Origin of the sequence: Streptomyces liangshanensis (genome assembly GCF_011694815.1) — a bacterium.
GTDB lineage: Bacteria > Actinomycetota > Actinomycetes > Streptomycetales > Streptomycetaceae > Streptomyces > Streptomyces liangshanensis.
Map to the genome: position 1 here is coordinate 51,513 of NZ_CP050177.1, position 12,087 is coordinate 63,599.

At 73.4% G+C, this 12,087-nt stretch carries 13 protein-coding genes and 1 pseudogene; 5 read left to right on the forward strand and 9 right to left on the reverse strand.

Going from position 1 to position 12,087, the window contains the following annotated elements; translation table 11 throughout:
* Positions 1-44 precede the first annotated feature (44 nt).
* Positions 45-993: pseudogene (locus HA039_RS00225) on the forward strand (protein kinase family protein).
* Between the two features lie 91 nt (positions 994-1,084).
* Here the strand turns inward: HA039_RS00225 and HA039_RS00230 are convergent.
* The 5 genes from HA039_RS00230 to HA039_RS00250 all read right to left on the reverse strand — a co-directional run bounded on the left by HA039_RS00230 (position 1,085) and on the right by HA039_RS00250 (position 5,078).
* Complete coding sequence (locus HA039_RS00230) at positions 1,085-2,095, reverse strand: hypothetical protein (protein WP_167022033.1); 1,011 nt, start codon at positions 2,093-2,095, stop codon at positions 1,085-1,087.
* Positions 2,096-2,223: 128 nt separating this feature from the next.
* A complete protein-coding gene (locus tag HA039_RS00235; RefSeq protein WP_167022035.1) occupies positions 2,224-2,634 on the reverse strand; it encodes a GlcG/HbpS family heme-binding protein in 411 nt (136 codons plus the stop codon).
* A gap of 88 nt (positions 2,635-2,722) precedes the next feature.
* Entirely contained in the window at positions 2,723-3,133 is a 411-nt protein-coding gene (locus HA039_RS00240) for a TraR/DksA family transcriptional regulator (protein WP_167022037.1), read from the reverse strand.
* 46 nt (positions 3,134-3,179) lie between these two features.
* Positions 3,180-4,052, reverse strand: coding sequence for a serine hydrolase (locus HA039_RS00245; protein ID WP_243868952.1), 873 nt, complete (start codon positions 4,050-4,052; stop codon positions 3,180-3,182).
* 192 nt (positions 4,053-4,244) lie between these two features.
* Complete coding sequence (locus HA039_RS00250; RefSeq protein WP_167022039.1) at positions 4,245-5,078, reverse strand: aldo/keto reductase; 834 nt, start codon at positions 5,076-5,078, stop codon at positions 4,245-4,247.
* A 181-nt stretch (positions 5,079-5,259) separates the two neighbouring features.
* Here HA039_RS00250 and HA039_RS00255 point away from each other — a divergent pair, with 181 nt between their 5' ends.
* The gene (locus HA039_RS00255; RefSeq protein WP_208298505.1) at positions 5,260-5,559 is read left to right on the forward strand and encodes a type II toxin -antitoxin system TacA 1-like antitoxin; all 300 of its coding nucleotides are present in this window, start codon (positions 5,260-5,262) and stop codon (positions 5,557-5,559) included.
* Positions 5,556-5,936 (forward strand): fic family toxin-antitoxin system, toxin component, encoded by a 381-nt coding sequence (locus HA039_RS00260; protein ID WP_167022041.1) that lies wholly within the window; start codon positions 5,556-5,558, stop codon positions 5,934-5,936. Before HA039_RS00255 ends, HA039_RS00260 begins: the two co-directional genes overlap by 4 nt.
* Positions 5,937-5,959: 23 nt before the next feature.
* On the opposite strand, the gene HA039_RS00265 is transcribed toward HA039_RS00260, so the two are convergent.
* The 4 genes from HA039_RS00265 to HA039_RS00280 all read right to left on the reverse strand — a co-directional run bounded on the left by HA039_RS00265 (position 5,960) and on the right by HA039_RS00280 (position 9,588).
* Positions 5,960-6,316: a DUF2255 family protein gene (locus HA039_RS00265; RefSeq protein WP_167022043.1), complete on the reverse strand. Its 357-nt coding sequence runs from the start codon at positions 6,314-6,316 to the stop codon at positions 5,960-5,962.
* Positions 6,317-6,380: 64 nt separating this feature from the next.
* Positions 6,381-7,481: a FecCD family ABC transporter permease gene (locus tag HA039_RS00270; RefSeq protein ID WP_425086304.1), complete on the reverse strand. Its 1,101-nt coding sequence runs from the start codon at positions 7,479-7,481 to the stop codon at positions 6,381-6,383.
* Positions 7,478-8,533: a FecCD family ABC transporter permease gene (locus HA039_RS00275; RefSeq protein ID WP_167022045.1), complete on the reverse strand. Its 1,056-nt coding sequence runs from the start codon at positions 8,531-8,533 to the stop codon at positions 7,478-7,480. Before HA039_RS00275 ends, HA039_RS00270 begins: the two co-directional genes overlap by 4 nt.
* The gene (locus HA039_RS00280; RefSeq protein ID WP_167022047.1) at positions 8,530-9,588 is read right to left on the reverse strand and encodes an ABC transporter substrate-binding protein; all 1,059 of its coding nucleotides are present in this window, start codon (positions 9,586-9,588) and stop codon (positions 8,530-8,532) included. The genes HA039_RS00275 and HA039_RS00280 overlap by 4 nt, the downstream gene beginning before the upstream one ends.
* A gap of 442 nt (positions 9,589-10,030) precedes the next feature.
* On the opposite strand from HA039_RS00280, the gene HA039_RS00285 reads away from it, so the two are divergent.
* Positions 10,031-10,909, forward strand: coding sequence for a S1 family peptidase (locus HA039_RS00285; RefSeq protein ID WP_167022049.1), 879 nt, complete (start codon positions 10,031-10,033; stop codon positions 10,907-10,909).
* A 56-nt stretch (positions 10,910-10,965) separates the two neighbouring features.
* Complete coding sequence (locus HA039_RS00290; RefSeq protein ID WP_167022051.1) at positions 10,966-11,730, forward strand: YqjF family protein; 765 nt, start codon at positions 10,966-10,968, stop codon at positions 11,728-11,730.
* Positions 11,731-12,087: the final 357 nt, after the last annotated feature.

Consider the following 12,087-nt stretch of genomic DNA (forward strand, 5'->3'; position numbering starts at 1 on the left):
CGGACGACACGACACACGGACACGACACACGGAGAGGGTTCTCGGTGACCGGGACCGACCTGACACGCGGTGCGCGCCTCACCGCCCACGGCGCCGTCTCCACCCGCCTCGCCCGGCTCGGTGACGACGACCTGCGCGCCTTGGTGGACACCGGCGTCCCCCTGGGCACCGGGATCGGGGGGAAGTCGTCGTTGTCGTACGTCGACGGGACCCCTGTCTTCGTCAAGCGGGTGCCCCTCACCGACCGGGAGAGGCTCCCGGAGCACACGCGGTCCACGGCGAACGTGTTCGGGTTGCCCGCCTTCTGCCACTACGGCCTCGGCGGACCGGGGTTCGGAGCCTGGCGGGAGCTCGCCGTCCACGCCATGACCACCGACTGGGTGCTCGCGGGCGACCACGAGGGATTCCCCCTGATGTACCACTGGCGGGTGCTGCCGGACTCGACGCCCCTGCCGGAGGAGTTGGCGGACGTCGAGAGGACCGTCGCGTTCTGGGGCGGCGGAGCCCAGGTGCGCGACCGGATCGAAGGGCTGCGGGAGTCCTCGGCGAGTGTCGCGCTGTTCCTGGAGTACATCCCGCGCACGCTCCACGCGTGGCTGGGTGAGCGGATGGACGCCGGTGACGCGGGACGAGGCCGACTTCTTCGGGCGGCACCGGGGGTACGACCGCGCCTACAGCGCCGCGTACCTGGTCAACTGGCTGGTGACCGACGCGTACGGGTACGGGAGGGAGGAGCGCGAGGCGCGGGTGCGGGCGTACGCCCGGGGTGAGCGCCCCACCGGGATGCCGGAGGCGGCCGCCGCGCTCGTGGCGCGCCACGCGCCGGTCACGGCGGTGATGGCGGACTTCTTCCGCGCGCTCAGGACCGGGAGTAGGGAGACGCCCTACCCGGTGGAGGCGATCCGCGACGCGGAGAGAGCCGGGCGGGCGGGGCGGCGGCGTGCGCCCGAGGATCGTTCGCACGCACCGGAGGATCGTTCCGGGCCGGCCTGACACGTCGTGGTGGAGCGGACAGAGGCCCCCGACCCCGTGGTCGTCCGGGTCGGGGGCCGCTGTTGTCCTGGCTGCGCGGTGAGGCCGTCGCTCACACCGCGGGGGCGAGCGGCGACGAGCCGAGGAAGCCCTGCATCAGCTCGTCGAGCTTGATCTCGGTGGCGGCGGCCGGAACGGTGGCCTTCTCGCCCTTGTTCATGCGCAGCACCACCGCGAGCTGCTTCACCTTCGCGTTCTCCGCCAGCTTGGCGAGGTCCACGGACACCTCGGTGAGCGCGCCGTTCTTCAGGGCGAAGTCGGCCGTGACCTTCGCGTTGGGGGCGTCCTTGAAGTCCTTGTCCGTCGGGAGCTCGGCGCCCGCCGGCAGTTCCTTGGACAGGGGACGGAGCCCGTCGAAGAGCCCGGTGAGCAGCGTACGGAAGGGGGCGGTCGCGGTGATGTGCTCCGTCCCGTCCTTCTCGGCGGCGGTCTTGAACTCGACGTCACGGGCGATGACTCCCCGCAGCGCCTTCACGATCTTGTTCTGCGTCTTGGCGTCGAGCGTGGGCTCCGGCGACGGCTTGCCGCCGCCGGCCTCGCCGAGGGCGCCCTGCTGGAGGTCCTTCGTCGCGACCTTGACCCAGTCGCCCTCCAGGATGTTCTTCAACGCGCCTGCCTCCGGGGGCAGTTCGTCCGCGGCCGGGGCGGGGCTGCCCGCGGCGCTCGACAGGGCGTCCACGTCGGCACGGAAGTAGGTGTAGTCGCCGACGACCCGGTACTCCAGCAGGTCGCCCTTCGTGCCGGTGACCTTCACCGCCACGCCGGTGATGTCCTTCTCGCCGGACTCGGCGAGCGGCTTCTTCGACTGCACGGATACGGAGATCTTGGCGCCGCTGAGCAACTCGGCGACCTGGTCCGGCAGTTCCTCGCCGGGGGCCGCGTCGGCGTCCAGCGCCTGCAACGTCTTGGCGTCGGCGTCCAGGTCCAGCTCGAAGCCGAGCGAGCGCTCGGCGCCGAGCTTGTCGACGGCACGGTCGAGCTTCTGCCCGGCGGAAAGGTTCTCCACCGTGCCGCAGGCGGCGGAACCCGCCAGGACCGCCGTGACAACAGCGGTGGCGGTCATGGTCTTGCGTATGACGGAAATGGTGAGCTCCTCTTAGGTACGACCAATCTGCTGGTCATCCCTAAGACCCCCGGGCCCGCTGCGAAGTTGCACGTGTACGTACAGTCGTGACCAGTTCGTTGCCGTAGTCAGAGGCCGGCCGCGGCCGCTTCCGCCACCGTCTGGTCCTGTTCGCCCGAGCCGCCGCTGACACCGACCCCGCCGACGACCTTGCCGTCCCGGTAGAGCGGGACCCCGCCGGCGAAGATCATGACGCGGCCCTGGTTGGATCCGCTGATGCCGAAGAACTGCGCACCCGGGCCCGCGTTCTCCGCCAGGTCCTGGGTGGTGATGTCGAAGGCGCGCGCGGTGAAGGCCTTGTTGATGGAGATGTCGACGCTGCCGATCCAGGCGTCGTCCATACGAATGTGCGCCACGAGGTTCCCGCCGTGGTCGACCACGGCGATGTTGCTGGGCTGACCGATGTCCCGGGCCTTCTTCTCGCCCGCCTCGATCACTCTGCGTGCCTCGTCCAGGGAAACCGTCTCGATGGTGGTCATGCCGCCCTGCCTCCCGTCGTCAGCGTCGCCGTCGTCCCGTTCCAGCGTCCCACGGCGGAACAACCTGTCAACTCATGGCCGCGGCTCGTCACCTCGCCGCTCCGCCGGCCGCGGCGTCCGCCGCGCAGCCGATGCACGTCCTCGCCGTGGGGCGGGCGACGAGCCTCTCCGGGGCGATGGGCCCTCCGCAGTGCTCGCAGATCCAGTAGTCGCCGGTACGGATCCGCTCGGCGGCCCGCTCCAGGGCGTCCAGGTCGGCGTGCGCCTGCTTCAGGACGTCCCTGAGCTGGGCCCGCTCGAAGGCGACCGTGGCGCCTTCCGGGTCGTGCTCGTCGTCGTTGGCCACCAGGGCGGACGCTTCCACGACGTCGTCCCACAGGCGCGTCAGCGACTCGATGAGCCGCGCGCTGCCCGCCCGGGCCTCGTCGATCGCCTCCGTCGCGGCCCTGCGCCGGGCCGGCGAGCCTCCGGCGTCGCTCCCGCTCGTACCACTCTCCATGGCAAACCGGAACAAAGCACGCCGATCGCCTATTCCGGCGGCGGCGTCAGCGCAGGGCCGCGATCTCCCTGACCGCCGCCCGCGACGCCTCCTCCACGAAGGAGATGCCGGCCTCCTGCGTGGTGTGACCGTTCGTCAGGACGGCCATGAAGTAGGTCCTCCCGTCGATCTCGACCTGGCCGATGCTGTTGACGTCCCACTTCTTCGTCAGGGTCCGTTCCAGCCAGCCGTTCTTGAGCGCGGTCGCCGACGGGTCGTCCGCCACGACGGAGATGCCCCAGTCCTGGCCGGGGGCTATGTGGTGCATGAGCCCCTGGATGTACGCGCGGGACGGCTCCGACAGCGGCGAATCGGCGCCGAACACGCTCCGGAGCAGCCGTACCTGGTCCTCGGCCGTGGTCTGTGTCACGCCCCAGACCGTCCCGTCGCCGCCCTGGGTCTCGATGAGACCGAGCCGCTTGTTCGCCGCGTCGAGCCCGGTCGCGCTGCCGATGACGGTCCACAGCGCGCTGGTCGCGTCGTTGTCGCTGTTCTGGATCATGTCGGCGGCGTAGGCCTGCTCCTTCGTGGTCAGCACCCGCCCGGCGTCCTGCGCCTGGAGCAGCAGCGTGGCGAGGATGTCGACCTTGACGATGCTGGCCGTGTCGAAGGCACCGTCGCCGTACGCGGCCCATTCGCCGCTCGCGGTGTCCATCAGCGCCACGGATAGCCGCCGGCCGGCCAGGTTCGCGGTGATGCCGTCGAGGGCCGGTGCCAGATCCTCCGGCGCGGGCGTCGGGGAGGCGGACGGCGTCGCGGCGCCGGCGGACAACGCCTCCGGCTTGGCGTCGCCGCCGCCCGCGTCGCCCTGGCCGTTCGCGGCGCCGTAGGCGGCCGCGGCGACCGCCAGCAGGGCGGTGCCGGCCACCGTCCACACCACCTGTCGTCTCCTGGCCCTTCGGCGCCGCCGCTGTTCCCGGCGGGAGCGGGAACGGGAGCGGGTTCGGGAGTGGCGCCCACCAGGCATGTCCTCATGCACGCGTTCGATGGTAATCGACGGTCAGTTCGACACTCTTTGCGCCCTTCACCCCGAGATGCCCGCGCCCCGAGATGCCCGCACCGCGGCACCCCGTCACAACACGTCGAGGGACCTCTTGCGGACGGGAGCCGGGAAAGCCCGGTCGAGGGTACGGAGTTCGTCGGCGCTCAGACGGATGTCCAGGGCCGCGTGGTTCTCCTCGACGTGCGCGACGCTCGACGCCTTGGGGATCGCGATGACGTCGTCCCGGCGCAGCACCCAGGCGAGGGCCACCTGTGCGGGCGTCCTGCCGAGGGCGTCGGCCACCGCCTTCAGCGCCTTGTGGCCGAGCAGACGGCCCTGCTCGACCGGTGAGTAGGCCATGATCGGGACGGCCCGTTCCCGGCAGTGGGGGAAGAGGTCGAACTCCGGGCCGCGCCTCGTCAGGTTGTAGAGCACCTGGTCGGTCTCCCACCGGGCGCCGGCGGGAAGGTCCGCGAGGTCGGCCACGTCCAGGTTGCTCACCCCCCAGGCGCCGATGCTGCCCTCGGCGACCAGCGCCTCCATCGCCTCGGCGGTCTCGTCCAGCGGCACACTCCCCCGCCAGTGCAGCAGGTAGAGATCGATCCGGTCGGTCCCCAGGCGGCGCAGGCTCGCGTGGCAGGCCTCGGCCGTACCCCTCCGGTCGGCGTTGTACGGCAGCACCTTGCCCACGAGGAACGCGTCGTCCCGCCGGCCCCGGATCGCCTCGCCGACCAGCTCCTCGGCGGCGCCGCTCCCGTACATCTCCGCCGTGTCGATCACCCTCAGCCCCAGGTCCAGGCCCCGGCGCAGCGCGGCGATCTCCCCGGCGCGCCGCGCGGGGTCGTCGCCCACGTGCCAGGTGCCCTGTCCGAGCGGGGGAACCTCCACGCCGGAGGGGAAACGCACGGTCCGCGCCGCTGTCATCGTCAGCTCCTTCTCGGCCCCGGGGGCGGTCCGGCCGCCCCGGCGGGCCCTCACGATCGGGTGGTCGTCATGCTCGCAGGCCGCCGTGCGAGGGGCGCGCGCCCCCCGCTCCTGCCCCGGGGGGACCCGGTCAGGCCTCCCCCCTCCCCCTCCACCTGGTATCAGTGGTAGCTTCGATACCATGAGTGAGTCCAAGGGAGCCATGAGCCTGCGTTTCCCCGATCCACGGCAGCGTTCCGCCATCGCGGCGGCGGCCAAGGCCGCGGGGATCAGCATGCAGGAGTACATCCTGTCCGCCGCCTACGAGCGCGCCACCGCCGTCGAGAACACCTTCCTCGACGGCTTCAAGGCCTCGATGGCCCGCAGCGGCGCGGCCTTCGACGCCGAGCCCGGCGGCATCGACCCCACGGCCGAGCAGCGCGCCGCGGACCAGCAGGCCCGCCAGGAGCTGGCGCGGCGGGAACAGGGTCACGCCGCGTGAGTGAGCCGGAACCACAGATCGACGTCTCGTACCTGCTGCACGCCGCCGAACTGCTCCCGCGTGATCCGCAGGTCGACGACTACGGCCCGCTGCACGCCGCCGTCGCCCGCGTCCACGCGCGGGCCATGGACCGCGACATCTACGGCTCGCACCACCTCAAGGCCGCGGCCCTGCTCCAGACGCTCGTCAAGCTGCCCTGCCTCGAACACTCCAACGAGGCGTTCGCCTGGCATGCCACGGAGGCGTTCCTGTCGCTGTACGGCCACCGCCTCGATTACGAGCCGAAGGCCGCGCCCGCTCTGGTCCGGGACACGGCCGCGGGCTCCGTGGGGGTCGCGCAGATCGCCCGCCAACTGCACGCGTGGACCGTCGGCTGAGGGGTCGGCAGGCGATCACGACCTCACTGCGGCGTGATCCGCATGGTGTACTCGCGGACCTCCGGCGCCACCACCTGGTCCAGCGCGGCGGCCTGCCGGGCGTACTTGGCGCGATACGCCTGGTCGACCCTGCCGATGACGCTCTCGTCGTCCAGGTTCTCGATCGTCACGGGGTAGCGCTCCGAGCCCTCGACGAAGGCGGCGCGGCCGGTGCGCTGCACGCGGCGGTACCACTTGGACCCGTCGCCGTAGCCGCTGCGGATGTACGGGACGCCGTCGACGACGACCGCCCAGATCGGGGTCCTCACCTCACCCCCGTCCTCGCGCTCGGTGGCGATGTGCACGGTGTCGGTTCCGGCCAGGTAGTCGATCGTGTTCATGCGGCCCATCATGATCGCGAAGGCGGTCCCGGGGGTGGAGCGACGCTCCGGAGGTCCCCCGGCGCTACGACCGTCCGGAGCGCCCGAGGAGCCACAGCAGGTACGGGCCCCCGACCAGGGCGGTGAGCGCTCCGACGGGGATCTCCAGCGGGGGCATCACCGTCCGGGCCGCGAGATCGGCGGCGACCACGATGACCGCACCCGTCAGCGCGGACCCGAGCAGCGGGAGTTGCGCGGTGCGGGTGAGGCGCCGGGCCAGTTGCGGGGCGGTGAGCGCGACGAAGCCGATGGGTCCCGCGGCTCCCGTCGCGGTGGCCGCGAGGACCACCCCGAGAGCGGTGAGGCCCAGTTGGGTCCGGCCCACCCGCACGCCGAGGCCGGCGGCGGTGTTGTTGTCGAGGCCGAGCGGCCGCATGGCCCGGCCCGCCCACACCAGGCCGGGCAGGCAGAGGAGCAGCACGCAGGCGAGGGGCACCGCCTGGTCCCAGCCGCGTCCGCTGAGGCTGCCGGTGAGCCACAGTTTGACCTGCTCGGCGGCGCCCAGCTCGCTCTCGGTGAGATACACCTGCACGACGGCCGAGAGCGCGACCCCGATGCCCACGCCGGTCAGCACGAAGCTGCTCGTCTGCATCCCGCGCCGCCACGAGACGACGTACACGAGGGCGGCCGCGCCGAGGCCGCCGGCCACCGACACGGCGGGGAGGGCTCCGGGCGAGGCGATGGTCCCGGTGGCGAGTGCCAGCACGGTGGCGGCGGCGGCGCCGTGGCCGACCCCGATGACGTCGGGGCTGGCGAGGGGGTTGCGAGTGACCGTCTGCACCAGCGCGCCGGAGGCCCCGAGCGCGGCGCCGACCAGGGCGCCGAGCGCGATGCGCGGCACCCGCAGTTCGCCCACGACCAGGGTGTACGGGCTCGGCTCACCGCGCAGGACACGCCACACCTGGGCGGGCGGCACGAAGGTCTGCCCGACGCTCGCCGACGCGGCGAGGACGACCAGCAGCAGGACGAGCAGCACGCAGGCGACGACGGCGGAGCGGCGGTGCAGGAGGAGGGAGACGCGGCGTCGGCGGACCACCCGCAGGCCGGGCGCGTGCGGGTGCCGGGTGACCAGTCCCTCCCGGGCGGGCGGCGGCGCCGGGGCCGTCCGGGGGGCGCCGGCGCTCACGAGCCCGCCCCCTTGCGGCGGACCAGCACGATCAGCACGGGGACGCCCACGAGCGCGGTCATCACTCCGGCCGGCACCTCGCCGGGCGGGCGGACGACCCGGCCGGCCACGTCGGCGGCGAGGAGCAGGCAGGCGCCGAGGAGGGCGGACAGCGGGAGCATCCAGCGGTGGCTGCCGGAGACCAGGCGGCGGGCGAGGTGCGGGACGGCGAGGCCGATGAACGCGATCGGCCCCGACGCGGCGACGGCCGCCGCGGTGAGCACGGTCGCGCCGAGCGCCGCGCAGACCCGTACGAGCTGGACGTGGTGGCCGAGCGCGCGGGCCGTCTCGTCGCCGAGCGCGAGGGCGTCCAGTCCGCGGGCGGAGGCGAGGACGAGCAGCGCGCCGGCCACCAGGAACGGCAGCATCTGGCCGACGGTCCCGGCGTCGCGGCCGCCGAGCGCGCCCACCTGCCAGAAGCGGAACTGGTCCAGCGTGGCGGAACTCGACGTCAGCACCACGGTGGTGCCGCCCGCGACCATCGCGGACAGCGCCGTCCCGGCGAGGGCCAGCTTGACGGGCGAGGCCCCGCCCCGGCCGCGGGCGGCGAGGGCGTAGACGACGCAGGCGGCGGCCACGGCACCGGCGAAGGCGTACCAGACGTACCCGTCGAACCCGCTCGCGAGGCCCAGGGAGACGGCGAGGACGACCCCGGCGGCGGCGCCCTGGCTCAACCCGAGGATGCCGGGGTCGGCGAGCGGGTTGCGGGTGACCGCCTGGAGCGCCGCCCCGGCGAGGCCGAGGGCCGCGCCCGCGGTGAGGCCGACCGCGGTGCGCGGCAGGCGCAGCGTCCGTACCACCAGCGCGTCCGGTGTCGTACCGCCGTGGAGCACGGCGTCCACGACGGTCGGCAGGGGCACGGGGCGGGTGCCGACGGCGAGGCTGAGCGCGCAGGCGGCGACGGTGAGGACGAGGGCGGCGGCCAGCCAGGCGGTACGGGATGCCGTGCGACGGGTCCGGGGCCCCGGTTCCGGGGTCCGGGTTCCCGGCGCGGACGGGCGGACCGCGGTCACGAGCCGATCGTGTCGGCGAGCTGCTTCACGACGATGCGCGCGGCGGCCGGTCCCGCGTTGAGGTACCAGGGGTCGTCGTCGACCTTGACGGCGTGGCCGGCCTTGACGGCCTTCATCGACTTCCACAGGGGCCCGGCGAGGACGCTCCCGGAGTCGGTCTCGGCGGGGTCGCCCTGCACCGAGTAGAAGATCCAGTCGCCGTCGGCGACGTCGATGCGCTCGGCGCTGATGTCCTCGGAGATCGCCTTGAACCGCTGCGCCTCGGGGCGGCCGAGTCCCATGTCGACGGCGAGGGAGCCGGTGAAGGACGAGACGCCGAACATCCGGGTGCGGTCGGCGGTGAAGCGCACCATGGACACGGCGGTCTTCGCGCCGCCGAGCTTCTTGCCCTGGACCGCAGCGTCCGTGACGATGCCGTCCAGGGTCCTCTTGGCCTGGTCGCCCTTGCCGACGGCCGCGCCGACCAGCAGGAGGTCCCGCTTCCAGTTGATGCCCTGACCCTGGGTCACGACGGTGGGCGCGATCTTCGACAGCTTGGGGTAAAGGTCGCCGAGGGACTTGTTGGCCAGGATGAGATCGGGCTTGGCGGCGGCGAGCGACTCCAGGTTGGGCGCGGCCCGGGTCCCGACGTCGGTCATCTTCCCGAGCTGCCGCGCGTCCTGCGGGAAGGCCTTCTTGAGGTAGTCCGGTACGAGCCCGGCGTTGTCGGCGCGGGTGGTGGCCGTGGGCACGAGGCCGAGGGAGAGCAGGTCGTCGAGCTGGCCGGTGCTGAGGACGGCTATCCGCTCGGGCGCCGCCTTGATCGTCGTACTGCCCTTGACGTGCACGACCGTCCGGGGGAAGACGCCGTCCGCCTCCTTCGCCCCCATCCCCTTCGCCAGGGCGCTGGGCGCGGCGGCCGGCCCCGCCGAGGCACCGGCGACGAGGTTGCGGGTGCCGTCGGCGCCCTTGGCGGCTCCGGACCCGCCGCCGCTGTCGGCGCCGGACGAGCATCCGGCCAGCAGGCCGCCGACGAGGGACACGGTCACGACCGCTTTCCACCGGAACGTACGCACGTTGCTCTCCTTGCTGGTAAAGGCAGCCTTACCTTACACACGCTGAGTGAGCGGGAGCCGGGGGCCCCCGGACCGACCGCCCGGGCCGCGGGGCAGCGCCGGACGGCGGCCGCGCGGAGGGCGCGTCAGCGCGTCGTCGTGGAGACACCGGGACGCGTGGTCCCATGCGGTAGCGTCCTGTCCGTCGAACAGCGCGGCGCCCCCTTGCCCCGTCCCTGACGGTGCCTCAGGTCTGGCCGGTCCGCGGGGACACACGCTCAACTCCCCCTCCCTGTCGCCGGATCGGGCAGAGCGTGGTCCCGGGGTCTCGCGGTCGGTGCCGCCCGATCGCCGCGACGCCCCGTCGTCGGTGTGATCCGCCCACACGGCTCATTCCGTGCCTTGCCGGGAAAACGCGCGGCCGGGACCATCGTGTCCCTGGCCCCCACCATCGGAGGACGTTGTGAACAGCACATTCGCCCGGCGCATCCGCGTGATCGCTGTCGCGTCCGGCCTGCTGGCCGCCACCGCCCTCGCCACCCCGGCGGCGGCGGGCGGCAGGGCCGCGGACCACGGGACACTCTCCGCCGCCGAGTTCGCGGCGGCGGACGCCTCCCTGCGGGCCGCCGACGTCGCGGGTTCCGCGTGGCACGCCGACTCCGAGGCCGGGAAGGTGCGGGTCACGGTGGACAGCACCGTCGACGCCGCCGAGGTCGCGCAGCTCAGGAAGGCCGTCGCGGTCCCGGCGGACGCGCTGGAGATCACCCGTACACCGGGCCGGTTCACCCCGCTCGTCGCGGGTGGCGAGGCCATCACCGGAGGCGGCGCGCTCTGCTCGCTCGGCTTCAACGTGCAGAGCGGTACGGGGGTGAAGTACGCGCTCACCGCCGGCCACTGCACATCGGGAACCGCCACGTGGAGCATCGGCCCCCGGGCCGGGTCCAGCTTCCCCGGCAACGACTACGGCCTGATCCGGCACACGAACCCGGCCGCCGCGGACGGCCGGGTCTACCTGCACAACGGCACCTACCAGGACATCACCACGGCGGGCAACGCCGTCGTCGGGCTTCCGGTCTGCTTCAGCGGCGCCACCTCGGGCGTGCACTGCGGTACGGTCACCGCCCTCAACGCGACCGTCAACTACGGGTCCGGCAACCTCGTCTCCGGCCTGGGCCGGACCAACATCTGCGCCGCGCCCGGCGACAGCGGCGGCTCGGTGTTCCAGGGCGGCACCGCCATCGGCCTGATCTCCGGCGGCAGCGGCACCTGCGCGACCGGCGGGGTGACGTACTACCAGCCGGTCCTCGAAGCGCTCAACGCCTACGGGGTGAGCGTCTTCTGACCGGTACGGGGCGGGCGTCCTGCGACCGGGCCCTCCCCCTCTGCGATGCTGGCGGGATGCCGACCCCCGCCGTACCCCCGGAGCCCGTGACGCCCGGCCCGCCGCGGGCCGAACCGAGGCCCCTGCTCACCCAGTCGTGGCTCGATCTCGCCTTCCTGCACTGGGAGGCCGACCCGGCCGACGTGGCGCCGCTGCTGCCGGCCGGGACGGTCCCCGACCTGTTCGAGGGCAGGGCCTACGCGGGTCTGGTGGCCTTCCGGATGCACCGCATCGGGTGGTTCCGGCTGCCCGGCCTCCCGTACCTGGGGACCTTCCCCGAGACCAACGTCCGCCTGTACTCGGTGGACGCGCACGGCCGGCGCGGTGTGGTGTTCCGTTCCCTGGACGCCTCCCGGCTCCTCCCCGTCCTGGTCGGCCGGGCGGCCTTCAACCTGCCGTACATGTGGTCCAGCATGAGCGTCGCCCGGGACGGTGACACCCTCACGTACACGAGCAGGCGGCGCTGGCCGGGGCCCCGGGGCGCGTACAGCGCGATCGGCGTGCGCGTCGGCGCGCCGATCGCGGAACCCACCGCCCTGGAGCACTTCCTGACCGCGCGGTGGGGCATGCACAGCACGGTCCTCGGCCGGCCGCTGTTCCTGCCGAACACCCACCCGCGCTGGCCGCTGCACCGCGCGGAGCTGGTCGGCTGCGCCGAGGACCTGCTGGCGGCCGGCGGGCTGCCCGCGCCGGCCGGCGCCCCGGTGAGCGTGCTCTACTCCCCCGGCGTGCCGGTACGGTTCGGCCGTCCCGCCCGCGCGGCGCAGGCGCCGGCCTCCTGAGGACCCGCCGGGCGACGGCCCGGAGACCTCGGCCCGCGCCGGGTGGCACAGCTCACAGATGTTCCGGAACGTCAAGCGGAACACGGGGAGTTGGTCGCTCGTTCATCGGTATGTGGGTACGGAGGGGATCCCGGTCCCGCGCCCCCGGTGACCGCCCCTCCGCCCCTACCGTGAGACCACCCTGGCCGGCATTCCCCCGTACCGGTCAGGGATCCCCGCCCCGGCCAGGCTCCCCCACCTGAGCCGGGGCTCCCCCCCGGGTGGCCGGCGTGCCGCGAGCCCACTCGATCGGGTGAAATGCGGCCAACTCGGACTCTTCATCGGCCTCGGCCTGCGCAGGATCGTTCTCCGATCCCG

Coding starts and splice junctions, on each gene's coding strand:
- HA039_RS00230 (WP_167022033.1), bottom strand. CDS start 2,095: ATGACCGCCACCGCTGTTGTCACGGCGGTCCTGGCGGGTTCCGCCGCC.
- HA039_RS00235 (WP_167022035.1), bottom strand. CDS start 2,634: ATGACCACCATCGAGACGGTTTCCCTGGACGAGGCACGCAGAGTGATC.
- HA039_RS00240 (WP_167022037.1), bottom strand. CDS start 3,133: ATGGAGAGTGGTACGAGCGGGAGCGACGCCGGAGGCTCGCCGGCCCGG.
- HA039_RS00250 (WP_167022039.1), bottom strand. CDS start 5,078: ATGACAGCGGCGCGGACCGTGCGTTTCCCCTCCGGCGTGGAGGTTCCC.
- HA039_RS00255 (WP_208298505.1), top strand. CDS start 5,260: ATGAGTGAGTCCAAGGGAGCCATGAGCCTGCGTTTCCCCGATCCACGG.
- HA039_RS00265 (WP_167022043.1), bottom strand. CDS start 6,316: ATGAACACGATCGACTACCTGGCCGGAACCGACACCGTGCACATCGCC.
- HA039_RS00290 (WP_167022051.1), top strand. CDS start 10,966: ATGCCGACCCCCGCCGTACCCCCGGAGCCCGTGACGCCCGGCCCGCCG.